Genomic DNA, 22,162 nt, shown 5'->3' with positions numbered 1-22,162 from the left:
AAGAAAAAGGCGAAAGGAAAAAGGGCGTTGATTCCTTTTCCTTTCGCCTCGTGTGTTTAGCGAACGTAATCTAATATCGTCGTTTGCATAATTTTTGTGCCCATCGCCATGGTTGTTTGATAAGCTAACATTTGATTTTGGTATTCCATGTATTTTTCAGCAATGTCAACGTCTTGGCGCTCAGAAAGTGATTGCGTCAGTGATAACTTTTCAGATTCGTTGCGCGCTTCGGCTGATTTAAGGCGGTTCGTTACCGCGCCAATATTGGCACGCGTATCGACAATATTGCTACTAAATTTATCAATTTTTTCCATTAAGGCACCAGATAAGGCGTCTTTATCGCCATCATCACCGGTGTTTAACGCGGTCATGACCTCATTTAAGAAGCCACTTAAGCTTTCACCATCGGCTTGAAGGAGTTGGCTGCCATCGGTGACAAGCTCAATCGAGACACCGTCTGAGATTTCTCGTGGCAATTGGTGGGTCGTCCCGTTGTACTGAATCCCGGTTACTTCCCCATTTGTTTCGATGACTTCAAAAGGCGGTTGGTCGGTTGCTTGACCGGCAAAGACGTAACGGCCGTCGAAGTTCGTATTTAACGCATCGACAATTGAACGGATTTCCTGTTGAATTTCACTTTTATTGGCTTGGACTTCTTCTTTCCCAGCCGTTGCGGTTCCTGAAGCTTGGATTAAGTTACGGATGCGGTTCATTGACTCGCCGACACTGCCAAGCGCGCTATCTTGCGTATTACTCCAAGAAACACTATCTTTAATTTCTTGGGCGTAAGTTTTGTTCTTATCTAAAGAAACGTTTAAGTTAATAATTTTTGAAACAAGTAACGGGTTGTCAGAAGATTGGCTGACTTCTTTTAAGCTAGACAATTGATTCATGGTTTTTTGAATTTTCGAAGCGTTCATGCCTAGGTTTTTAATAAAATCATTGTAAGTTACATTACTGGATACGCGCATGAGACTACACTCCTGTTCGGTTAATTAAAGTATCGAGCATTTCTGAAATGGTTTGAATGACACGGGCATTGGCTTGGAAAGCTTGCGAAAAACGCATTACATCTGAGACTTCTTCGTTAATGTTTACGCCCGAGATCGACTCGTTTTTATATTCTAATTGGTTTAAGACGGTTAATTGTGCATTGGCAGTATTGTCGGCTTGTTGCTTTGAGATACCGTTTTTCGTCACAATACTGTTGTAGCGATCGGCAAAGGTCATGTTGTCGGCATCTTTTTTGCCAAACAATTGGCCAATGTCGTGTGCAAGTGAGCCATCGCCTGGTTGGACGACGCCGGTTGCATCTTTTTTACCGGCAACCAGGGTACTTGGGTTGTCGCGTAAGCTTTGGTTGACGGCCATTTTCCCGTTGGCGTCAAAGGTAAAGAAGTCTGCGCCTGATTCGGCTTTGTACGCCGTGTTAATCGTATCGGCCACCACTTGTGCGAATTTGGTAATTTCTTTTAAGCTCGCGTCAATTTCTTTGGCAGCTTCTTTATACCCACCGATTTGACCTTGGTTGACGGTCACGTTTTGGTAGCCGGCTGGGTTGGTGCTCGTGTCGGCAATGACAATCGTCCCTAGTGGTAAAGCGCCTCCGATTGTTACTTTCTCTTGGGCTTTACCACCAAGTGAGATGGTGTTACTTGGGTCTGTTCCACCAGTAACGACACTGATTTCTTTCCGGCTGTCTAAAGTTAAGACTTCCGTTCCTGTTTTGTCGCCAATTTTAAGGGAAGAAACACGACCGTACATGTCAAATTCCGCCGTCACTTCGGCTAAGCCTGAGAGGTCTTTTAATAGGCTGTCTCTCGTATCTAACAAGTCGTTTGGCACGGTGTTTTGACTCGCTAAATCGTAAATTTGGTTGTTTAAGATTTCTAATTCTTTTAATTTTTCGTTAAAATCAAGCGCACTTTTTTCGATGTTATCAATGACTTCATTTTTCAATTGATTGATTTGCGTCGTTGTTTGGTTAATCATATCTGTAAAGCTATTGCTATTTTCAACGACTAACGTTTTTGAAGTGGCTAGTTCTGGGTTACTTGATAATTTTGCCCAAGAGTCGTTCATCACAGATAACGAGTTAATGATGCCTGTTTTTGACGGCTCGTTCATAAATTGTTCTAATTGTCCGAGAGCTTCGGCTTTTTGATTAAAGAATTGGTATTTTGAGTAGGCATCCCGCGTCTGTGTCCGGATGAAATTGTCAACAATGCGGTCCACGCCGGCTGTTTTTACCCCCATCCCGATCATTCCAACGCCGGTCATTTTGTAGGGTTGCTCGGTCTGCATGTGTACTCGTTGGCGTGAATAGCCGTCTGTATTAATGTTTGCGATATTGTGTCCGCTTGTTTGTAATGCATTTTGATTGGCATTCATCCCACGAGTGGCGGTGCCTAATGTTCCAAATAATCCAGTCATAGCGCTCTCCTAAATTTGTGTATTAATCATCGTTGTGGGTGCTTGCTTGGCGGTGCCATACGTCTTGGCATAAGTCGTTTGTGTCGACGTCTTCATTGTGTCTTTCACCGCGTCCATCAACATGCTTTGGTAGCTGATTGCTTGTTTGGTTAACAGCAGATTTTCTTCTTGTTGGCGCTGAATGGCCACAATCAAATCTTTCATTTTATCAGAAATTGAACCTTGATAGTCATCAAACACCGAAACAAACGTCGCTTTTTGGTCCACGAGTTCTTCAAGTTTTTCGGGTTGATTATTTACCAAGGCTTTTCTTTCTTTTCTTAGTATTTGTAAAAATCGGTTAAGTTGGCTTTCAAATTTTGCTTCGTTCATTTTATTTTTCCTTCATTGCTTGCCACATGCTGTCAGTAATTGCCTTCGCTGAAACTTCATACGTGCCTTCTTGAACTGCCTTTTTAATGGCTGCCACTTTTTGTGCATTGGTCGGTTCATCGGCTTTGCTTTGTTGAATTTTTTGCGCAGCTTCAGATAATTTAATCGGACTATTCTCTTTTAAAGCTTGCCCTTCTTTGGCCGTTACGTGGTCCGTGGTTTTTGGTGTTTGGTATTGGTCTTTATTATATTCGCCGTATGTTCTTCCTATTTTCATAACGTTCCCTCCCTTATTCTTTGCTCTACACTCTTAATATCGGTAGAAAAAGCAGATTGTTAAACCCTTTAATCAGACTTTTTTTAATATTAAGGCTAGTATAGCATTTTACCACTCCTAAGTAACCTGTAAATCACTGAAATTAGACCAAAAAAACTCAGCCAAGATAGGTTCTTCGCCGAGTTTTTGCGTTTTAATGTAGATGATGCAAGCGTTGTTTTTGTGACAAGATATTGGTGATGCGTACACCGAAGTTTTCGTTAATGACGACCACTTCACCCGTCGCAATTAATTTACCGTTCACTAAAATTTCTAGTGGTTCTTCGGTTAACTTGTCTAGTTCGACTACGGAACCGGTATTTAGGGCTAAAATTTCTTTAATTGATTTGCGACTTTTTCCTAAAACAACACTTAAATCAAGTGGCACGTCTAAAATTAAGTCGAGGTTATCGCCGTCGGTTGCCCCAGAAGACGTTAGCGGTTGGAAAGCGGCATGGCTAACGCTGACGCTTGGTTTTGGTGATTCGGGCATTTGAGTCGCAATCGGTGTTGGTTGCGGCGTCGCAAAGGTTGGTTGCACAACCACTGGCTCTGGTTGCACGGGTGGCGTCGGTGCGCTTGGTGCCACAGGGGCTGCTTGTGGCGGACGAATGTTTTCAGCGGTATCGCCTAACATCGCACCGGCAATATCGGCAACGACTTCTTCGGTAAAGATTTGCATGATTTCACTTTCAATTACGCCTTCGACACTTAAATTAAATGAGATGGCATAAATATCGTCGCTTTCTTGCAAACCACCGTAGTCCATCTCAACGCCTTGTTCCCATAGACTAACGGATGGCGGTAAGATATCGACCATGCGACTAAACATCGTCGCCATGGCCGTTGACGCCGAACCAATCATTTGGTTCATCGCTTCGGCTACCGCACTTAATTCAAGTTCGGTAAATTGTTGTGTTGCTGATTGTCCGTCGCCACCCATCATTAAGTCGGCGATAATCGTGGCGTCACTTACTTCTAATAACATTAAGTTCGTACCGACTAAACCGGCTTTGTAGCTAACGGTTGCGGCTACTTTTGGTGCGGATAAACCGGCTAAAATAGCACCAAAACGCACCTTGTTCACGCGTGGTGTCGTGATGCTTACACGACGATTTAAGATCGCTGATAACGTCGTTGCCGCTTGGGACATCGAAATGTTACCTACTTCTCCAATGATATCAAATTTGGTTTGTTCGTCTAAGCCATTACTTGTTGAAGGAGCGGCTTGGTCTCCTGTTCCTTTTAACATTGCATCAATTTCTGCTTGCGATAAACTTCCACTCATTCGCCTTCGTCTCCTTCTAATTTATCGATTAACTCAATGGCTAAATATGAATCTTTACGGCCTGGTCGGACCCGGAAGAACGGTTTGCCTTCAATATAGGTTTCCAGTGGTTCCGTAATTTTACGATCAAGTTTCACCACATCGCCTGGCGCTAAATGAAGGAAATCTGCTAGACTCATTTGCGCGTTACCTAATAATACTTCTAACTCTAGCTGAACACTATTAATGCCTTTATGTAATTCTTCGGTGTCTTCGCTGCTAACAGATTTGGTTGTGTCAAACCAGTTTCTAAAGCTGAGTTTGTCAATAATCCCTTCAAAGAAAACATACGGAATACATAAGTTAATAAAAGTGGTCATCTCTAAAATACTAACCGTGAAGGTCGCTAAAATAACGGGTTCGTTGGGAGACATATTTTGCATCAACTGAGGATTGGTATCAAGTCCGTCCACGACCGTATTTAATTCGGTGATTTCTTTCCAAACATGTTGGTACACTTCGGTTAACTTTTGGACAACGACTTCTAACACTGCGAGTTCAACATCGGTAAATGATTTTTTATCCGAGATATCTTCTTCGACTTTTCGAGCTTGTCGGATATCTAAGCCCCCACACAACAGCTCCACTAATAGCATGCACAATTGGGGATTCATCTCGATCATTTGCAGGCCATTTAAAGGTTGCGAATGAAAGAGGCCTAAAAGAGTAAATTTAGGAATCGAGTGGATGAATTCATCGTAACTAATTTGTTCAATGGCTGCTAGTTGCATTTGCACATTGGTTCTTAGTTGGGTCGATAAAACCCCACTTCCCATTTTAGAGAAATCCTCAAAAATCATGTGTAAGGTGTTGATGTATTCTTTTGATAGCTTGGTTGGGCGGCGGAAATCATAATTTTTTACTTTTGCAACTTCGCTTTCCTCAACAGCGACCTCTTCATCTAACTCACCACTGGTCATGGCGTTTAATAAGCGGTCGATTTCTTGTTGCGATAATACTTGATCCACAACTTTACCTCCATTTATTCAAAAATCAGGTGGTTCACATCAATTACATTGGCCACTTTATCTGGGAAGGACACAATGCCAGAGTAATAATCGGCTTCGGTGTCTTCTTTTAGTTGTAAATCTTCTGGTTGAATATTTAAGACTTCAATTACTTCTTCAATCAGTAGCCCTTTTTTTTCTTCTTCTTGTTTCATAATCAAAATATTCCGGTGAAACGCCGGTCTTGGAATTTGGATTAATTCCGCTAAGTTAATAACGGTCATAACTGTTCCTCGTAAGTTAATTAATCCTTCGACCCATCTTGGCGCAAGTGGAACTGGCGTCATATGGATGGTATCAATCACTTCTTCAACCATGTCTGCGGAAATTAAGTAGCATTGTTGATTCATTTTAAATAGAATCATCTGCATTTTAACACGCCCTCTCTAATTAGGCTAATACTTTATCGACCGCTTTGATTACTCGGTCAGTATCAAATGGTTTTACAATAAAGTCTAAAGCGCCGGCACGAATCGCGTCCATGACCATTCCTTGTTGGCCCATCGCACTACACATCACGACTTTGGCATTGGCATCATAGTTTTTAATCATTTTTAAAGCTTCTAAACCATCGACTTCTGGCATGGTAATATCCATGGTCACTAAGTCTGGCATGGTCGCTTGGTATTTTTCGAACGCTTCTTGGCCATTTTGCGCTTCATCAACGACAGTATAACCATTTTTTTCTAAAATATCCTTTAATTTCATTCGCATAAAAACGGCATCATCAACGATTAATATTTTTTTTGACATGTGTGAGTTCCCCCTCTAAATTCCTAAAGCTGTTAGTATTTGTTCAATCACTCCCGGTGCGGGAATGAAAAAGAGTGATGCATCAATGCGTTCTTCATCATAAAAGAATTCATTGCGAATAACGAGTACTTGGTCGTCGTATTGATTGAGCGCCATGTAAATGCTGCTAATAATGGCCCCAAAATAATCAAATTGCATCATTGGTAAAGAAGAAATTAATTGTTTGTCTAATAGTTTGCCAATCGCATTTAAAAATGAATTGGACACAATATTGGTCATTTCTGTTACCGCAGACGTGACGACCTCGGTGCTTGAATTGGCTTGCCCAACCATAAAGTCGGTCATGCGTTGCGCGGTTGCTTGTTCTAAGACAAAAACGAACACGCCGCTGATTTCGCCAATAATATTGCTGACGACCGCATAAACTTCTTGGTCGTCTTCCATGATTTGAGCGTACATTTCTTCGTAAGTTAAGATAGCCACTTCTGGAACGCGCATATCAATGCGGCGATTCACCATCATTGAAATACTCGTCGCTGCATTTCCGCCACCAATATTAATGACTTCTTTTAAACCGTCTCGCTCTAAAGCCGTAAATTCCATTATTTGCTCCTTTGATCGCTACAAATGGCATTGACGTCTAAGATTAAGGCAATGGACCCATCGCCTAAAATTGTAGCTCCTTGATATTTTCTTGTTTGTTGCAAGATACTATCAATTTTTTTAATCACAATTTCTTGTTGACCGATTAAGCTGTCGGTTAAGATATTGTAGTATTTCGAATCAATATTGACCACGATACCGTAATATTTGTCCATGGCGTCGTCGTTGATGGCTAAGATTTTGTTCATCCGAATCACCGGAATCATCGAACCTTGGAATTCGTAAACTTCTTGGTTTAACGTTTGAACGATTTCATCTTCTTTGATGCGAACCACTCGCTCAACCACATCTAGTGGCACGGCAAAAGTATCTTCGCTAACTTTTACCATCAAAGCGTCAATGATGGATAAGGTTAGTGGCAAGCGAATAATAAAGGTCGTGCCGACGTTGACTTCACTGCGCAACTCAATCGTACCGCCTAAAGATGAAATTTTAGCTTGCACTGCGTCCATCCCTACCCCACGTCCAGAAATGTTGGTCACTTCTTTAGCGGTTGAAAAACCTGGGTGGAAGATTAAATGTTGCAAGTCTTCATCGCTCATGTTCGTTGTATCAATGCCTTTTCTTTCCGCACTTTCTTTTAGAAGTTGCGGATTTAACCCTTTGCCATCGTCTTCAATCGTAATAATGACTTGGTTGCCTTCTTGAAAAGCCGTCAAACGAATCGTGCCTTTCGTGTCTTTACCTAAAGCTTTGCGGACATCTGGTTGTTCAATGCCGTGATCGACCGAGTTCCGTAAAATATGAACCAGTGGGTCACTTAATTCTGAAACAACCGTCTTATCTAGTTCGGTTTCTTCGCCGGTAATGACAAGATCAATTTCTTTTTCCAATTCGTTTGATAAATCTCGGACCATCCGTGGGAAACGACTAAAGACAACGTTGACTTGTTGCATCCGAATTTTTAGAACGAGGTCTTGTAGCTCGGAAGTTAAACGAGACACTTGTTCTAACGAATCTTTAATTTCGTTGATATTTTCACGGTTGCTGACGTCTTCTAATTGGTTACGGTAAACAACTAACTCCGACACCAAATTTAAGAACAAATCTAAGCGGGACAAATCGACCCGGATCGATTGGTTGTTTTGGTGAGCGACGTGTTGGGTTGTCCGCGTTGTTGTTTCAGTTTTTTCTTCGGTTGCATCACTGGTTACGTCCGTTGTGGCTTCCACTGTCACTAAATGCGTTTCTTTGTCGAATGGTTCAACGAGGACTGCATCAATTTCGCTATTGCTTTCAATGTTAGCCAAAACTTCTGGCAATTCATTTTTTGATAAATAAACTAAATGGAAATCTGTTTCAAAATTGCCTTCTTCTAATAACTCGGTGGGTGGCTCGGCGTGTAAAATATCGCCGGCTTGTTCTAGTTTCTCCATAATTAAAAAGACGCGTGGGCCTTTTAATAAGGATTCTTTATCTAAACGCACCGACACACTATACGCTTGGTGGTCTTCTTCACGGGCTTGTTCAATGACAAATAAGTCCGCCTCTTCTAGTTGTGTAAATTGAATTTTCAGTTGGCCTTCATCGGTTGCGTCGCTTGTTGCAACGGTCGAACTGGTCTGATGGCCTAATTGATTTTCTACTTTGGCTAACTCCGCTAATACATCCTCGATTTGTTCGTGACGTAATTCTTTGTCTTCTCTTAAGTCTTCAACTAACACGGAAAGTCGATCGAGACAGCTAAAAATTAATGAGATGTAGTCACTACTTACTTGTAAGTTGCCGCTTTTAAATTCTTCAAAAATATTTTCCATCTTATGGGTTAACTCAGTCATCACGTCATAGCCCATCGTTGCCGCCATCCCTTTTAAGGTATGTGCGGAACGGAAAATTTCATTGAGGAGATTTAAGTCACTTGGGTTACTTTCAAGTTCAAGCACGTTATCGTTTAGCTGTTGTAAATGATCGTCGGCTTCTTCAAAAAAGAGGGTACGATAAATTTGATTATCATCCATTCTTTGGAACTCCTTTCACTTTCTACATTTTTTGGTAAATAAATGAATCAATTTTTTTCAAACCGAATTTTTCAGAAAAGTTAATGGTTTCGGTTGCCCCAGTGAATAAAATCCCGCCTGGTTCAAGCACATCGCTAAATTTTTGGTAGACTTCATCGCGGGCTTCGTTTTTAAAATAAATCGTTACGTTCCGACAAACAATCACATGGCACTTGTCTTCATAGCGATCTTTTAGTAAGTCATGTCTTTTAAAGACGATTGGCGTTTTTAAATGCTCTTTGACTTGGTACTCTTTGTTGTCGGTCGTGGTAAAGTGTTGGCTCAAGTCTTTACTTGAGATGTTTTTTATTTCGCTTTCTTTATAAACGCCGGCTTTGGCTCTTTTTAGGCAATGGGTGTCAATATCAGTTGCAACAATCTTGGCTTGTTTCAGTTGATTGTTTTTTAGAATCATTGACAAAGTATACGGCTCTGCACCGATTGAACACGCCGCACTCCAAATCTTTAAGCGTGGATTGGTTTCGTTTAACTTGAGGACTTGTTTTTCAAACGTTTCAAAAAGGTCTTTGTTACGGTAAAATTCCGTCACATTAATCGTAATGTGCGATAAGAATTCTTGGCGCGCCACGCTGTCTTTTTCTAATAATTTGGCATAACCTTCGAGGGTTTTCTCACCGGCTGTGTCCATGATATTGGCAATGCGGCGTTGCATTTGTCGTTCTTTGTAGGCGTTTAGTTCGATACCTAATTTTTGTTCGACCCATTGATTAAAAAACTCAAAATTTAAGGACATTTCATTCACCTCACCATCTGTTTTAATTTCATTTCAATTGCTTCTAAACTTAAAATTTCTTCGACAACACCGGCTTCAATGGCGTGTTTGGGCATCCCAAACACGATACAACTTTCTTTATCTTGGGCAATGTTGTACCCGCCATGGAGTTGGATTTGTTTCATACCGGCTGCCCCGTCTTTGCCCATGCCCGTCATTAAAATTCCAACGAGTTCTTTGCCGTACGCTTTTGCTGCTGATTTGAATAGATAATCAACTGCTGGACGAGTGCCGTGGATTTTTTCTTCTTGGTTGAGCCAAATGCGGCCGTCTTTAACCGTCATATGATAATCCCCTGGGCAAAGATAGACTTGATTGGTTAGTAATTCGCCATCTTCGGCTTCTTTGACAGTTGCTTTTGATTCTTCGTTTAAGCGTTGGGCAAAAGAGGCGGTAAACCCTTTTGGCATATGTTGCACAATTAAGATTGGCATTTTGAGGGTGCTTGGTAAGTCTTGAATCACTTTTAAGAGTGATTTCGGGCCACCGGTTGAAGCACCGATCACGACAGCTTTAATTTTACTTGGAAATTGAATATTTTTTGGTGCAATCGGCATCAGCGGTGTTTCTTTTTTGGTTGCGGCTGTTTGTCTTTTTGGTAGACTTTTAATTTTCCAGTAAAATTCGCGTATCCAATCGTCTTGAATCTCTTTAATGTTCGTTGGTTTTTCGACAAAATCGGCTGCACCTAAGTTTAACGCTTCGATGGTCACTTCTTTGTTCGTTAACGCACTTAACATAATGACGGGAATGTCGTATTTTTCTTTAATGACTTTTAGTGTGTCTAAACCATTTAAAATCGGCATTTCGACATCGAGTAAGACGATATCTGGTTGGTATTCTTCTAATAAGGCGAGAGCTTGCTTGCCATTTCTTGCCACTTTTGAAACTTGTACATTGGGCATTTTTTCTAATAAATCAATGACGATTTTTCGCATAAATGCCGAATCATCGACGACTAAAATGTCCACAACTTTCCCTCCATCCAACAAATTTAAATATAAACGACTTCTTTGTTCACGATTCGAACCATGGTTGAAAAATCATTTAGATCGACGACCATGGTTCGCCCTGAATTGCCACCAACGTGTTTTGAGACGATGGCAATATTTAATTCGTCTAAAATTTTTTCGACCGCTTCGATGTTGCGTTGGCCAATCCCTGGTCCACTGGCTTGATTGCCAAATTCAAACATGCTCGCTCCTCCCACGATTTTCGCTTTTAAGCGCGGGCGAATGACTTGTTTGCGGATTTCTTTTACCATTTCAGGAATCGCTAAGTCGGCAAATTTCGCGACTTTCACTTCTTGGCGGTTTGCAAAAAATTGGCTATCTGGCAACATAATATGGCTAAGCCCACCAATTTTTGACTGTTCATCATAAATAATGGTGCCAATACAAGAGCCAAGTCCGACGGTAATTAATTTGTTCGGCGCCTTGGTCGTCTTGTAATCTGAAATGCCGACACGGACTTCTTCTTGCTTTAAACTCATGTTACGCTTCCTCAGCCAAAGACAGGTCTTCCAATGCAACCATTGCTGGTGTTTCTTGTTGACTATTGAATAGAAAATCCATTGACAGGCGCATCACGATTTTTTCTTCTAGTTTTAAGAATTTTTCAATGTAGCCTTGTTTTAAAGCGGCACGAACAAGTCCTTCTTCATATTGTGTTTCTTCCATAAAGGAAATCCCGTCAATATCTTCGACGTAAAGACCTAATAATTGCTCTTCCCATTGGCACAAGATGACTTTACTTTCTTCGGTTTTTTGCGTGTATTGTTTAAAGAGCTTTTGTCTGACGTCTACGATTGGAATCATTTTTTCTTGGTATTCATAAACACCTAAAATAAAATCAGAGACCTCAGGCAAAAGAATAAATTGATTGGCTTCGATAATTCGATCCACGTTTTGGACTAAGACCGCAAAATACTGTCCATGGCTTTTAAATACAACATATTGTTCCATTATTTCTCCTCTTTCTTCAACTGGTTTTATAACTTAAAGCTATCTACTTGGAATTTCAAAATCATTGCGATTGTTTCCATTTCTTGCGTAGATTTTTCAAATGCGTCAATTAATAAAGTAAAATCTTCTAAATTGGCATTTACCTCTTGGGTACCACCTGAAGTTTCGGCAATGGCTTGTGAAATATTATTGACTGACTGTTGAACTTGTTCTTTTTTAGCGGCAATTTGCGCAATATACGTCTCGATTGATTGCATACTATTGACAAACATTTCAACAACATCAGAAACTTGGTTCGAAGACTCGATGGCTTCATTTAGTGTTTTCGTACGGGCTTGACCGGCGTCAAATGATTTTACGATTTCTTTTGACATGTTTTCAAACTTAAAGCGGATCGAATCAATCATTGCACGAATATTATTGGCGGATTGATTGCTTTGTTCAGCTAAGCTACGGACTTCTTCTGCTACAATGGCAAAACCTTTCCCGGCTTCTCCAGCTCGAGCCGCTTCAATTGAGGCATTGAGCGCTAAAAGATTGGTTTGTTCGGCGATATCATTGATGAGTTGCACGATTTTCCCAATGTCTTGAATGTTATCGTTCATTTGATGTACTTCTTCGACTAGTTGGGCTTGATTGTTGCGTTCTTGCTCCCAGCTTTCATACACTTGAAACATCAATTCAGAATTGCGAATATTGCTTGCTTGTGATTTCTCAGCAAAACCATTCATTTGGATGATTTCTTTATGCAAGCTTTCGATGTTACTTGCTAATTCATTGGTCTCGTGCGCCGTTGTTTCGGCATCTTGGGCTTCCGCAATACTTGCATAAGTGATGGTCTCCATCGAACCTTGGATGTTATTCATCGCATTTTTTGCTTGATGAGAAGTACTCGTTAGTTGAGTAACCATCTCACCCATCCGACCACTTTCTTCTTTCATCCCCACTAAAACGGCTTTAAATGTGTTCATCACCGCATCTAAATCTTCGCCTAGTTGGGCGGCCATTTTATTTGAACTTTGCTTGTCATGATTAAATTTCGTTGTAAAATCACCACTGCGGACTTTATCTAAGTCACTTAAAATTTCTTGCATACCTGGGTTATTTGCCCCAGTTGTTCGAAAACCTAGAACAATCGATAACGCAAGATGCAGCACCACAAATATGGCTGAAAAAAGATAGAAGCGTTGCGTTAACGTCGCATCATTCATTGGTAAAATAACAAAAAAGTATCCTCCGAGTAATCCAACAAAGGTCAAAATCAACGGTAGTAAAGAAGGAAATTTAAAACTTGGTGGCACTTTTTCTTGATTTTCTTGATTTTTCATAAGCAAATCCTTTCTATTTTCCATTTGGACTGTCTAAATAAAAACAGCCTTACTTCCTATATCGGATATGCTTTGTTTTTTTTAATGTTTTTACCAAACATAAACGTCTTTCGGATCAAAAAAGCTCGAATAGCCGCCCAAATGATCATCGCGGATTAAATTGCCTTCTTTTAATTCAATCACTCGTTTTCGAATCGAGTTCACCATCGTACTATCATGCGTTGCTAGTAAAATCGTAGTGCCTTTTTGGTGGATTTTTAAAAAGAGTTTCATAATATCAACGGAAGACTTGTTGTCTAAGTTTGCGGTTGGCTCGTCTGCTAAAATAATCGACGGTTGATTCACTAGTGCTCGTGCAATCGTGATCTTCTTCCGTTGCCCAATCGATAATTCGGCCGGATAGTGCTTTTGATAAGCTAACATGCCGACTTGTTCCAAGGCCGCTCGCGCTCTTTCTTTGATTTCTTTTTGATTGATGCCAAGTGCTCTTAGCGAAAACGCCACATTCTCAAAACAAGTCGTCTGTTCCAATAACAAATCGTCTTGTCCGACAATCCCGATTTCACGCCTTAATTGATAGAGTTTTCTAGCAGGAATTTTCTCAACGCGAAATTGATTCAATTCAACGCTCCCAAAAGAAAACTCAATCTCACGCGATAAAGCTTTAAAAAGCGTACTTTTCCCTGAACCACTTGGGCCGACACAATAGACAAATTCACCTGGTTGAATTTCAAAGGACACATTGGTCAAGGCTTGGTAACCATTTTGATACGTTTTACTTAAATTTTTAACTTTAATCATTTTATTTCCTCAAATTAATCGGTCAAACGATTAATGGTGCTAAACATCTCATCAGTTGACTGCAAGGCTCTCGTGTTTAATGAATACGCGCGTTGAGTGACCATCATCTCAGTCATCGTTTGCGCAACATCGGTAGTTGATTGCTCTAAAACACCTTGATGAATCGTTGCGTTAATCGGGTTTTGAATCAGTTGCCCGGTAGGATTTAATTGGTAAGTGTTGTTGCCGACTGCTTGTAAATCATTTTCGTTTGTCGCTTGATACGTCTGCAAACGTCCGACTTGCAAGTAGTTTGCGCCTTGTTTAATCGTAATATTGCCTGACGGGTCAACGTGTGTTTCGCCTTTTGGCCATTGATTTGTCGGAATGATGGCTACCACTTCAACGGTTTGGCCTGATTGGTTAACCAGCGCGCCGGTTTCATTTTGGTGAAAAGCGCCATCTTTCGTTAACAGCAGTTGCCCATTTTGATCACGAACCCCAAAGAAGCTTTCTTTTGAAATTGCAAAGTCCCAAGTATTGCCAGTTTCACTTAAACTGCCTGATTGAAACAAGTTTTGTTCTTCTTCGGCTTTCGTTCCTCGGTTAATCGCAGCGGGTAAGGCGTTTTGATTCGCCGGTGCTTGCGCATTGATTGGATTATTTAGTAGTTCTTTAAATTGAAGGGTTTTATGTTTGTAGCCTACCGTATTGACATTGGCTAAGTTTTGCGCGGTTACATCTAATTTTTTTTGTAGGCCGTTGATTCCAGAACGACTAATATTTAAAAGATGGTTCATGTTTTCTCTCCTTACGCTCGGCCAATTTCATTCGTGGCTTTTTGTAGTGTCTGATTGATGGTACTTAATGCTTTTTGGTTGGCTTCAAACTCTCTTGCCGTTTGAATTAAGTCAACCATTTCATCGGCTACAATCACATTTGATGTTTCTAAGTAGCCTTTTCGGACAGAGGCATTAGCAACCACGGTACCCGCTGCATCACTTGTATAGTAGCCATTGCCTAAGTTGTTCATGTCTTGCGCTTGTTCAAAGCTCGTTAACTGAAACATTGGATTGTTTTGTGTCGCATCGATGCCTTGATTATTAGCGCCCAGTACTAAATAACCTTCTTGGGTGACCAATTGGTTTTGCGCATTGACCCCAAAATGACCATTTCTTGTGTACGCGTTTTGGCCATCAGGTAAACGCACGGTAAAATAACTATCGGCGGTTGCTGCAAAATCAGTGGCCCGATTCGTCTCTTCAAGTGCCCCTCTTTGCGTATTTAGGCTCGTACCGGCTAGTTCATTGCCAAAGGTGAAATTCCCAATCTCATTGCGACGGTTCACTTCTGGTCCTGCTTGGTAATTGTGAAGGGCTACTTCGTCTAACGTTTTTTGGAATAAACGTTGACTTTTATAACCGGTTGTTTGGCTATTGGCAAGGTTACTACTGGTATTTTCTTGACGTTTTTGTAACAATTGGAAATTTTTAGTGAATGTGTCCATTGAACGAATCATGCCAATTCCTCCTCAATTTTACCTTTTAATTTTCCAATGACTTTTCCGTGGATTTGTGAGACACGGGCAATTGAAACGCCTAAAACTTCGGCAATTTCTTTTAAAGTCAGTTCTTCTTTATAATACAAACTTAAAATAAGTTGTTCACGTTCTGAAAGTTGTTCGACGCTTTTTTGGAGGGCTTGTTTTCTTTCATCTTCGACTAAATTGTCTTCGGCTAAAATCAAAGTGTGGTCTTGTAAAGTATCTTCTAAAACCAGGCCTTCTTCGTCTTGTTTGTAAAGAGTCGCTTCTAGTGAGACACTCGCTAAATAATGGAGACTATCGTAGACGTCATTTAACTGCGCTTGCGTAATTTCTAACACTTTACAAATTTCCGCATCGGTTGCTTCGCGTTTATTTTTTTGTTCAAATGCATCTTTTGCTTCATAATATTGGTTTAATTGATTCATCTTGTAACGTGAAATCTTGCCGTTTTTACGCACTTCATCATAAACCGCCCCACGAATTCGAATCGTGGCATAGCTTTCGAAGGGGACTTTTTTACTTGGATCAAATTTTTTCAACGCGTCCATTAAGCCAATCACACCGATATTAAAAAGATCGCTGCGTTCATATTCAGTTGTTTTGATTTTAATTCGGCTAACAACACGTTCAACTAGTGGCAAATGTTTGACAATTTCATCTTCTATTGATAATTCATACATCGTATTTGTTCCTTTCTCGGCATGTTAGATTTCCACGCTACCAACGGATTCAATCATAATTTCATTTGGGACTTCGTTTAATGACAAGACAGCAATATCAGGGAAATTAAAGGAAATTAGCTTGCGAAAGGCCAAACGGATTTTCGGTGAAGCTAACACAACATGTGGAACACCTTGACTAACTAATTCTTGGTGTACCTGGCCTAAAGCATCTAACAAGCGATTGACGGTATCTGGTTTTAACACCGGATACGAACCGGTCGCTGTTTTTTGGATACTTTGTGTAATCATATCTTCTAGTTTTGGATGAATGACGACAACTTTTAATTGTTGCTGTTCATCCATGTATTTGGTTGCAATCGTACGTTTCAAGGCTTGACGGACATATTCGGTTAACATCTCCGTATCTTTCGTAACTAAGCCGTAGTCGGCAAGTGTTTCTAAGATAGTCGCTAAATCATTGATTGGGATTTGTTCATCAAGTAAGTTTTGTAAGACTTTTTGCACTTCACCTAAACGCATCACTTCGGGAATTAATTCATCAATCACGACATTGTATTGGTCTTTAATTCCTTCAAGGAGTTTTTGCACTTCTTGACGGCCCAGTAACTCCGCTGCGTGTTCGTAAATAATTTCTTTTAAGTGTGTCGCAATCACCGTTAACGGTTCAATCACGGTGAACCCTTGTAAATCAGCCATGTCACGATCTTTTTCATCAATCCACATCGCTTCTAAGTTAAACGCGGGTTCTTTCGTTAAAATCCCTTCAAAAGGAAACGGTTCTTCGTTTGGTGAGATGATCATAAACTTGTTCGGATAAATATCGCCTTTCCCGACTTCATTTCCTCGAATTTTAATCGAATAATCGTTTGGTTCTAAATAGAGATTGTCGCGAATTCGGACTGGGTTTACGAGAATCCCTAGTTCATGGGCACTTTGTTTACGAATCGCGATAATTCGATTCATTAAACTATTGTCCGTTGTGCTATCAATCATTTGAATTAAGCCATAACCGATTTCAATTGAGATTGGTTCCACTTGAAACGAAGCCACCGAATCGTCTTCTTCTTGCTGTTCTTTTTTTCTTTGCAATGCCAGACGTTGTTCTTCTTTGACCCGTTCTTTTTGTGCTTGCTCTTCTTTTTGCGTAATGGCAAAACTCGCTGCAAATAAACCTATCCCCATTAAAGCAAACGGTAAAAATGGAAAACCAGGAACTAAAGCTAGTACAATTAAAATGACACCTAAAATACGAAAGAGTTGCGGATTACGCATAACGTCGGCTGAGATATCTTTCCCAAACGAACTATTATTGTCGGAACGAGTTACCATAATCCCTGAAGCAACAGAAATAAGTAGCGATGGGATTGAACTAACTAGACCATCCCCAATCGATAACTTACCAAACGTCATAAACGCTTCGCCCATGGTCATTTGACCACCCATGGAGAAGATAATGGCGCCTCCGAGTAAGTTAATTAAGGTGATCAGGATGCCGGCAATGGCGTCCCCTTTAACGAACTTACTCGCCCCATCCATTGACCCAAAAAAGTCGGCTTCACGTTGCAAGTCTTTTCGACGTTTACGGGCTTCTTCTTCAGTAATTAAGCCAGAGTTTAAATCCGAATCAATCGCCATTTGTTTGCCAGGCATCGCGTCCAAGGTAAAACGAGCAGAAACTTCTGATACCCGACCGGCACCGTTTGTGACCACGACTAATTGAACAATCGTGATAATTACAAACAAGATAATACCAACAATATAATTACTGCCTGCCACGACATTGGCAAAGGCGTCAATCACCTTTCCCCCATTTCCTTGGGTTAAAATCAAACGGGTGGAAGATAAATTTAAGCCTAAACGAAACATCGTTGTTAGTAGTAAGACCGTTGGGAAAGTAGAAAATTCTAAAACATTTTTAGTAAATAACGTAATTAGTAAGATATTCATCCCAATGGTTAAATTGACAATGATTAATAGGTCTAATAAGGTGGCTGGCAACGGGATTAAAATCAAACCGATGATCCCCACAACTAAGAAAGAAACAATAATATCGGCAAGCCCGACCCCTTTACTTTGTTTCTTGGCAATATTTTCACTCATTGGGAAGCTCCTTTTCTACTTTACAAACGCAATTCTTGTTAAATTTGGTGTTTTTTCTTTTCTTCTAATTGGTACACAAGCGCAATAATTTCAGCAATCGATTCATACATTTCCACCGGGATAAAATCGCCGGCTTCCACTAAAGGATACAACGCACGCGCAACGGGCCGGTTTTCAATCATTGGAACCGCTAAACGACGAGCTTCTTCTTTCATTTTTTGCGCAATCTCATCTTGCCCTTTTGCCAAGACTTTTGGCACTTGATCTTCTGAAGCGTCGTAGCGAATGGCAATGGCGTAGTGCGTCGGGTTGGTAATAACGACGGTTGCCTCTTTGACGTTTGCAACGGCATTGCGCATCATTTGTTGGTGACGTGCTTTTCGTTGCGATTTAACTTGTGGGTCACCTTCCATTTGTTTATGCTCTTCTTTGATTTCTTGTTTGGTCATTCTTAATTTTTTACGATGGCTAAAACGTTGGTACATGTAGTCCACAATCGCAATCACAAATAAGAAAATCGCAATTTGCATCATTAAACCTTTGGCAAAATCTAGAATAAAATGAAAGACTTTGATCGTTGATAATTGATTTAATTTAGCTAAATCAGGTAGGACTTCAAGAAATTTTTGATAACATAAATAAAAAACCAATAAAAACTTGGCAATCGTTTTGCCACTATTAACCAAAGACTGCATCCCAAACAAGTTTTTAAAACCAGATAGGGGGTTTAATTTCCCAAAGTTCGGTTTAATGACTTTCGTTGAAAATAGTAAGCCAACTTGCACCAAGTTCCCAAACATGCCCACAAAAAGACTAACTGCTAAAAATGGGAAAGTTAATAAAAAGAAAAGAACAATGAGTTGCATTCCAAGTTTGGGTAAATCATTAAAAATTTGTTCGTAAGAATCGAGGCGTTGAAAAAAACTTTTCATAAATGGAAGCAGTTGTTTAATTAAATATTCCCATAATGGCAGTAAGACAAGGGAAAAAGCGAGTAGTGATAAGGCAGCGACTAAATCCGGACTTTTGGGGATATCCCCTTTTTCACGTGCGTCCTTGAGTCGCTTGGCCGTGGGTTGTTCTGTTTTTCCATCCTTATCTGACATGCCCTCACCTCACTTATGGGATTGCTTTTATAAATTCATTCATGTATTGAATCGACTTTGGAATTATTTTCGTTAAAAATTCAAGCGTGTTTGGTAAGATGAGTAAAAACATAATAAAACTAATTGACGTTTTCATAGGCATCCCCATCATCAACACGTTAATTTGTGGAATCGAACGCGACAACATCCCCAGTAGTAGATCGATAATAATCGCCGACACGACTAATGGGGCCGACAAGTGCAGCGCCATTTCAAAAACTAAGGCAAACAATTTAATGACTCCTTCAATCGTTGTCCCTGATAACGTAACCGCACCAATTGGGACGATCCGAAAAGAGTCCACTAATCCTTGAATGAGTAAGTGATGCAAATTAGTAATGAAGACGAGCATTAACGTTAACCAGTAATACAGCTTGCCGTATTGCGAAGACATGATTTGAAAAGTTGGATCATAGGCTTGGGCCATTGAAAAACCAACTTGAAAGTCAATCATTTGTCCAGCAATTTCAACACCGGTAAAAACTAATTGGCTCAAAAAGCCCATTGCTAAGCCAAACAGAACTTCTTTCCAAGCCACTAAGGCAAATAAAAATAAGTTATCCAGTGGTGTCATTGTGCCTGCCATCGGGAGCGTAATCACCATTAAGCTTGCTGCCATAACTATTTTGGCAATGTTCGGGACACCTTTTTGCCCAAAAACTGGACAAATAATCATAAAAGCGGTGATCCGTAAAAAGATAAATAAACCGAATTGTACTTCTAGCATTGTGGACGCCTCACATCGTTGCAATCATTTTAAAAATTGATTTTGTAAAATTAATGAGTAAGTTCAACATGAAATTTCCCGTAAGCATTAACGTTAAAAATATAGCAAGCAGTTTCGGTACAAAACTTAAGGTTTGTTCTTGAATTTGCGTCGTTGCTTGAAACACACTAATGACCAAACCAACTGTTAGCGCAACTAGCACCGATGGACCCGCAATTAATAAAATTCGGATAAAGGCGTCACGCATCACTTGGGCAACAAGTTCTATCGACATATTTTTCCCTGCTTTCTTTTAATGGAAACTACGAACGAGTGATTCAACAACGAGGTACCAACCATCGACTAAGACAAATAGTAATAATTTAAAGGGCAATGAAATCATCACCGGTGACAACATAAACATCCCCATCGACATTAAGACACTGGCGACGACCATATCAATAATTAAGAAGGGTAAGAATAACAAAAAGCCGATACTAAAGGCCGTTCTTAATTCACTAATAATAAAAGCCGGAGTAATAATGGTCATTGGCACTTCTTTATAAGAAGGGTACTTGCCTTTTTCGTCGGCTATTTCTAAAAATAGTTCTAAATCCTTTTTACGCGTTTGTTTATACATGAATTCCTTCATCCGGACTTCTGAACGTTCAAAAACTTCTGCTTGCGTAATTTCTTGCGCTTGGTAAGGTTCAATCGCTTGTTCATAAATATCGGTATAAACAGGGCGCATCACAAAGAAAGTTAAAAATAACGCCAAACCAATCAAAACTTGGTTGGGAGGATTTTGTTGGGTGCCAATTGAGTTTCGAACAAAGGACAGCACCATCACTGTCCGAGTAAAAGACGTGGTCATGACTAACAATATAGGAACTAAAGACAAGATCGTAATTAAGATAAAATTATTAACGACGGCATTATTCTCATCCCCATTTGTTAATAAATTCGTAATGGTATTAGCCATTTGATCGGTAGAGGTCGCTTCGACGGACATTGGATGCATGAGTAACACTAGTCCTGCTAACAACATTAAACCAACCCAAAACAACTTATTTTTTGATTTTGTGATTTTCATGTTTGGCTTCCTCTTTCTTTTTTGACAATTGTTTCATGCTTTTGTTCACTAAATCTGAAAATTGATTCGGTACTGGTTTGGTCGTTTGAGCAACGTTTTTCGCTTGATAAGCCGCTACTTCTTCGGGCGTTAAAATCTTAATAATCTGATTTTGTTGTTCTGACAGACTCATCAAGTAATACTGATCCAACATTTTGACTAAAGCGAGCGATGAGGCTTTGCTTACTGATAGGCGTTGCAACACTTGAAAAGCATCCGACGGTTGATTGGTATACCGGTTCAAATATTTAAGTGACCAATTAATGGCATAAATAATCACGACAAGAAAGACAATCATTTTAATCACTGAAAAAAATAGTTCCATGGGTTGTTTTTATCCTCTCATTACTGAATGACGAAATCGGTTATAAAAACCTCGCCGACAATTGTTTTACCATACGATTGATTCAACGTATCACGTAATTCACTTTTTAAATTAGCGACACCTTCTGCACTACCTAAGATGTCTTCACTTTTTTTCTGACGAAGCGTGTTGACAATGCTGTCACGGATGACCGCTACATTTTTAGTAATTTCTGCACTGTCTTTTTCACCGCCGACAAGTAGCGATAAGGTCACGCGGATGTATTGGTCTTTCCCTTTTTCACCTTGTGCTAAGTTCACTAGAAACTCTTCCATCGGTACAATGATTTGATCTTCGGTAATTCTTCCAGAACCGGTATTTTGAGCGGTGTCTGCTCCGACAACAACCGGTGGTAAAATAAACTTGTTCGTTAAAATCGTGCCACCAATACTACCGATAACTGCTAAGATTAAAATTAAAGGTAATATGACGCCCAAGCTCATTTGCTTGTTTTCCACAATCACTTCTTCTCCTTCAAGAGGTGCTTGCTTTTTCTCTTTTTTCTCTTTTTTTGCCAAGGTTAACTCTCCTCTTTGGTTTGTCTTATGACGGCATCCACCATCACTTGATAAATTTCTTTTCGATAAGTAATAATTTTTTCAGCTACTGTTTTTGATGAATCGCGGACAATTAAGACTTTCCCATCCACTAAAGTAATGGTCGTATCCGGTAATTCATCCATGCGATAAATTAAATCCGGGTTTAAATAAAAGTTTTTCCCATTTAATGCCGTAACTTCAATCATTTCACTCA

At 40.1% G+C, this 22,162-nt stretch carries 27 protein-coding genes; all 27 read right to left on the bottom strand.

Going from position 1 to position 22,162, the window contains the following annotated elements; translation table 11 throughout:
• Window positions 1-56: 56 nt before the first annotated feature.
• The 27 genes from flgL to JOD14_RS01120 all read right to left on the bottom strand — a co-directional run bounded on the left by flgL (window position 57) and on the right by JOD14_RS01120 (window position 22,154).
• On the bottom strand, window positions 57-971 hold the full coding sequence (flgL, locus tag JOD14_RS01250) for a flagellar hook-associated protein FlgL (protein WP_204652871.1): 915 nt from the start codon (window positions 969-971) through the stop codon (window positions 57-59).
• A 4-nt stretch (window positions 972-975) separates the two neighbouring features.
• Entirely contained in the window at window positions 976-2,433 is a 1,458-nt protein-coding gene (gene flgK, locus JOD14_RS01245) for a flagellar hook-associated protein FlgK (protein WP_204652870.1), read from the bottom strand.
• Window positions 2,434-2,442: 9 nt separating this feature from the next.
• Window positions 2,443-2,805 carry a flagellar protein FlgN gene (locus tag JOD14_RS01240; RefSeq protein WP_204652869.1) on the bottom strand — a complete coding sequence of 121 codons (363 nt, stop codon included), beginning with the start codon at window positions 2,803-2,805 and terminating at the stop codon, window positions 2,443-2,445.
• Between the two features lies 1 nt (window position 2,806).
• Window positions 2,807-3,082 (bottom strand): flagellar biosynthesis anti-sigma factor FlgM, encoded by a 276-nt coding sequence (gene flgM, locus JOD14_RS01235; protein ID WP_204652868.1) that lies wholly within the window; start codon window positions 3,080-3,082, stop codon window positions 2,807-2,809.
• Window positions 3,083-3,275: 193 nt separating this feature from the next.
• Window positions 3,276-4,409 (bottom strand): flagellar motor switch phosphatase FliY, encoded by a 1,134-nt coding sequence (fliY, locus tag JOD14_RS01230; protein WP_204652867.1) that lies wholly within the window; start codon window positions 4,407-4,409, stop codon window positions 3,276-3,278.
• On the bottom strand, window positions 4,406-5,416 hold the full coding sequence (gene fliM / locus JOD14_RS01225; RefSeq protein WP_204652866.1) for a flagellar motor switch protein FliM: 1,011 nt from the start codon (window positions 5,414-5,416) through the stop codon (window positions 4,406-4,408). The genes fliY and fliM overlap by 4 nt, the downstream gene beginning before the upstream one ends.
• Before the next feature lie 14 nt (window positions 5,417-5,430).
• Window positions 5,431-5,826, bottom strand: a complete 396-nt coding sequence (locus tag JOD14_RS01220) for a chemotaxis protein CheW (RefSeq protein WP_204652865.1) — start codon at window positions 5,824-5,826, stop codon at window positions 5,431-5,433.
• Window positions 5,827-5,845: 19 nt separating this feature from the next.
• Window positions 5,846-6,208 carry a response regulator gene (locus JOD14_RS01215; protein ID WP_204652864.1) on the bottom strand — a complete coding sequence of 121 codons (363 nt, stop codon included), beginning with the start codon at window positions 6,206-6,208 and terminating at the stop codon, window positions 5,846-5,848.
• A 15-nt stretch (window positions 6,209-6,223) separates the two neighbouring features.
• Window positions 6,224-6,811 (bottom strand): chemotaxis protein CheC, encoded by a 588-nt coding sequence (locus tag JOD14_RS01210; RefSeq protein WP_204652863.1) that lies wholly within the window; start codon window positions 6,809-6,811, stop codon window positions 6,224-6,226.
• Window positions 6,811-8,829, bottom strand: a complete 2,019-nt coding sequence (locus JOD14_RS01205; RefSeq protein WP_204652862.1) for a chemotaxis protein CheA — start codon at window positions 8,827-8,829, stop codon at window positions 6,811-6,813. The genes JOD14_RS01210 and JOD14_RS01205 overlap by 1 nt, the downstream gene beginning before the upstream one ends.
• 22 nt (window positions 8,830-8,851) lie before the next feature.
• A complete protein-coding gene (locus JOD14_RS01200; protein WP_204652861.1) occupies window positions 8,852-9,622 on the bottom strand; it encodes a CheR family methyltransferase in 771 nt (256 codons plus the stop codon).
• 5 nt (window positions 9,623-9,627) lie between these two features.
• Window positions 9,628-10,632 (bottom strand): chemotaxis-specific protein-glutamate methyltransferase CheB, encoded by a 1,005-nt coding sequence (locus tag JOD14_RS01195; protein ID WP_204652860.1) that lies wholly within the window; start codon window positions 10,630-10,632, stop codon window positions 9,628-9,630.
• 23 nt (window positions 10,633-10,655) lie between these two features.
• The gene (locus JOD14_RS01190) at window positions 10,656-11,153 is read right to left on the bottom strand and encodes a chemotaxis protein CheD (RefSeq protein ID WP_204652859.1); all 498 of its coding nucleotides are present in this window, start codon (window positions 11,151-11,153) and stop codon (window positions 10,656-10,658) included.
• A 1-nt stretch (window position 11,154) separates the two neighbouring features.
• Window positions 11,155-11,625: a chemotaxis protein CheW gene (locus JOD14_RS01185; protein WP_204652858.1), complete on the bottom strand. Its 471-nt coding sequence runs from the start codon at window positions 11,623-11,625 to the stop codon at window positions 11,155-11,157.
• Window positions 11,626-11,651: 26 nt separating this feature from the next.
• Window positions 11,652-12,953, bottom strand: coding sequence for a methyl-accepting chemotaxis protein (locus JOD14_RS01180; RefSeq protein WP_204652857.1), 1,302 nt, complete (start codon window positions 12,951-12,953; stop codon window positions 11,652-11,654).
• Window positions 12,954-13,043: 90 nt separating this feature from the next.
• Window positions 13,044-13,754: a cell division ATP-binding protein FtsE gene (locus tag JOD14_RS01175; protein WP_204652856.1), complete on the bottom strand. Its 711-nt coding sequence runs from the start codon at window positions 13,752-13,754 to the stop codon at window positions 13,044-13,046.
• Window positions 13,755-13,768: 14 nt separating this feature from the next.
• Window positions 13,769-14,533 carry a flagellar hook-basal body protein gene (locus tag JOD14_RS13305; protein WP_204652855.1) on the bottom strand — a complete coding sequence of 255 codons (765 nt, stop codon included), beginning with the start codon at window positions 14,531-14,533 and terminating at the stop codon, window positions 13,769-13,771.
• 11 nt (window positions 14,534-14,544) lie between these two features.
• Window positions 14,545-15,252: a flagellar hook-basal body protein gene (locus JOD14_RS01165; protein WP_204652854.1), complete on the bottom strand. Its 708-nt coding sequence runs from the start codon at window positions 15,250-15,252 to the stop codon at window positions 14,545-14,547.
• The gene (locus JOD14_RS01160; RefSeq protein WP_204652853.1) at window positions 15,249-15,959 is read right to left on the bottom strand and encodes a sigma-70 family RNA polymerase sigma factor; all 711 of its coding nucleotides are present in this window, start codon (window positions 15,957-15,959) and stop codon (window positions 15,249-15,251) included. Before JOD14_RS01160 ends, JOD14_RS01165 begins: the two co-directional genes overlap by 4 nt.
• 24 nt (window positions 15,960-15,983) lie before the next feature.
• Window positions 15,984-18,062 carry a flagellar biosynthesis protein FlhA gene (gene flhA / locus JOD14_RS01155; protein ID WP_204652852.1) on the bottom strand — a complete coding sequence of 693 codons (2,079 nt, stop codon included), beginning with the start codon at window positions 18,060-18,062 and terminating at the stop codon, window positions 15,984-15,986.
• A gap of 38 nt (window positions 18,063-18,100) precedes the next feature.
• Window positions 18,101-19,168: a flagellar biosynthesis protein FlhB gene (gene flhB, locus JOD14_RS01150; RefSeq protein WP_204652851.1), complete on the bottom strand. Its 1,068-nt coding sequence runs from the start codon at window positions 19,166-19,168 to the stop codon at window positions 18,101-18,103.
• A gap of 13 nt (window positions 19,169-19,181) precedes the next feature.
• Complete coding sequence (fliR, locus tag JOD14_RS01145; protein ID WP_204652850.1) at window positions 19,182-19,934, bottom strand: flagellar biosynthetic protein FliR; 753 nt, start codon at window positions 19,932-19,934, stop codon at window positions 19,182-19,184.
• Between the two features lie 10 nt (window positions 19,935-19,944).
• On the bottom strand, window positions 19,945-20,208 hold the full coding sequence (gene fliQ / locus JOD14_RS01140) for a flagellar biosynthesis protein FliQ (protein WP_204652849.1): 264 nt from the start codon (window positions 20,206-20,208) through the stop codon (window positions 19,945-19,947).
• 18 nt (window positions 20,209-20,226) lie between these two features.
• Window positions 20,227-20,961 (bottom strand): flagellar type III secretion system pore protein FliP, encoded by a 735-nt coding sequence (gene fliP / locus JOD14_RS01135; RefSeq protein ID WP_204652882.1) that lies wholly within the window; start codon window positions 20,959-20,961, stop codon window positions 20,227-20,229.
• A 19-nt stretch (window positions 20,962-20,980) separates the two neighbouring features.
• The gene (locus JOD14_RS01130) at window positions 20,981-21,370 is read right to left on the bottom strand and encodes a flagellar biosynthetic protein FliO (protein ID WP_204652848.1); all 390 of its coding nucleotides are present in this window, start codon (window positions 21,368-21,370) and stop codon (window positions 20,981-20,983) included.
• Window positions 21,371-21,390: 20 nt separating this feature from the next.
• Window positions 21,391-21,927, bottom strand: a complete 537-nt coding sequence (locus tag JOD14_RS01125; protein ID WP_239576022.1) for a flagellar basal body-associated FliL family protein — start codon at window positions 21,925-21,927, stop codon at window positions 21,391-21,393.
• 2 nt (window positions 21,928-21,929) lie between these two features.
• Window positions 21,930-22,154 carry a flagellar FlbD family protein gene (locus tag JOD14_RS01120; RefSeq protein ID WP_204652847.1) on the bottom strand — a complete coding sequence of 75 codons (225 nt, stop codon included), beginning with the start codon at window positions 22,152-22,154 and terminating at the stop codon, window positions 21,930-21,932.
• Window positions 22,155-22,162 lie beyond the last annotated feature (8 nt).

Origin of the sequence: Enterococcus lemanii (genome assembly GCF_016909125.1) — a bacterium.
GTDB lineage: Bacteria > Bacillota > Bacilli > Lactobacillales > Enterococcaceae > Enterococcus_I > Enterococcus_I lemanii.
The sequence above is the reverse complement of the archived record's forward strand: the minus strand, read 5'-3'. Positions and strand labels throughout refer to the sequence as shown.

Bases quoted from the DNA above. Each gene is read 5' to 3' on its own strand.
- flgL (WP_204652871.1), bottom strand. From the start codon at position 971: ATGCGCGTATCCAGTAATGTAACTTACAATGATTTTATTAAAAACCTA.
- flgK (WP_204652870.1), bottom strand. From the start codon at position 2,433: ATGACTGGATTATTTGGAACATTAGGCACCGCCACTCGTGGGATGAAT.
- JOD14_RS01240 (WP_204652869.1), bottom strand. From the start codon at position 2,805: ATGAACGAAGCAAAATTTGAAAGCCAACTTAACCGATTTTTACAAATA.
- flgM (WP_204652868.1), bottom strand. From the start codon at position 3,082: ATGAAAATAGGAAGAACATACGGCGAATATAATAAAGACCAATACCAA.
- fliY (WP_204652867.1), bottom strand. From the start codon at position 4,409: ATGAGTGGAAGTTTATCGCAAGCAGAAATTGATGCAATGTTAAAAGGA.
- JOD14_RS01220 (WP_204652865.1), bottom strand. From the start codon at position 5,826: ATGCAGATGATTCTATTTAAAATGAATCAACAATGCTACTTAATTTCC.
- JOD14_RS01215 (WP_204652864.1), bottom strand. From the start codon at position 6,208: ATGTCAAAAAAAATATTAATCGTTGATGATGCCGTTTTTATGCGAATG.
- JOD14_RS01210 (WP_204652863.1), bottom strand. From the start codon at position 6,811: ATGGAATTTACGGCTTTAGAGCGAGACGGTTTAAAAGAAGTCATTAAT.
- JOD14_RS01205 (WP_204652862.1), bottom strand. From the start codon at position 8,829: ATGGATGATAATCAAATTTATCGTACCCTCTTTTTTGAAGAAGCCGAC.
- JOD14_RS01200 (WP_204652861.1), bottom strand. From the start codon at position 9,622: ATGTCCTTAAATTTTGAGTTTTTTAATCAATGGGTCGAACAAAAATTA.
- JOD14_RS01190 (WP_204652859.1), bottom strand. From the start codon at position 11,153: ATGAGTTTAAAGCAAGAAGAAGTCCGTGTCGGCATTTCAGATTACAAG.
- JOD14_RS01185 (WP_204652858.1), bottom strand. From the start codon at position 11,625: ATGGAACAATATGTTGTATTTAAAAGCCATGGACAGTATTTTGCGGTC.
- JOD14_RS01180 (WP_204652857.1), bottom strand. From the start codon at position 12,953: ATGAAAAATCAAGAAAATCAAGAAAAAGTGCCACCAAGTTTTAAATTT.
- JOD14_RS01175 (WP_204652856.1), bottom strand. From the start codon at position 13,754: ATGATTAAAGTTAAAAATTTAAGTAAAACGTATCAAAATGGTTACCAA.
- JOD14_RS13305 (WP_204652855.1), bottom strand. From the start codon at position 14,533: ATGAACCATCTTTTAAATATTAGTCGTTCTGGAATCAACGGCCTACAA.
- JOD14_RS01165 (WP_204652854.1), bottom strand. From the start codon at position 15,252: ATGATTCGTTCAATGGACACATTCACTAAAAATTTCCAATTGTTACAA.
- JOD14_RS01160 (WP_204652853.1), bottom strand. From the start codon at position 15,959: ATGTATGAATTATCAATAGAAGATGAAATTGTCAAACATTTGCCACTA.
- flhA (WP_204652852.1), bottom strand. From the start codon at position 18,062: ATGAGTGAAAATATTGCCAAGAAACAAAGTAAAGGGGTCGGGCTTGCC.
- flhB (WP_204652851.1), bottom strand. From the start codon at position 19,168: ATGTCAGATAAGGATGGAAAAACAGAACAACCCACGGCCAAGCGACTC.
- fliR (WP_204652850.1), bottom strand. From the start codon at position 19,934: ATGCTAGAAGTACAATTCGGTTTATTTATCTTTTTACGGATCACCGCT.
- fliQ (WP_204652849.1), bottom strand. From the start codon at position 20,208: ATGTCGATAGAACTTGTTGCCCAAGTGATGCGTGACGCCTTTATCCGA.
- fliP (WP_204652882.1), bottom strand. From the start codon at position 20,961: ATGTTGTTAGCAGGACTAGTGTTACTCATGCATCCAATGTCCGTCGAA.
- JOD14_RS01130 (WP_204652848.1), bottom strand. From the start codon at position 21,370: ATGGAACTATTTTTTTCAGTGATTAAAATGATTGTCTTTCTTGTCGTG.
- JOD14_RS01120 (WP_204652847.1), bottom strand. From the start codon at position 22,154: ATGATTGAAGTTACGGCATTAAATGGGAAAAACTTTTATTTAAACCCG.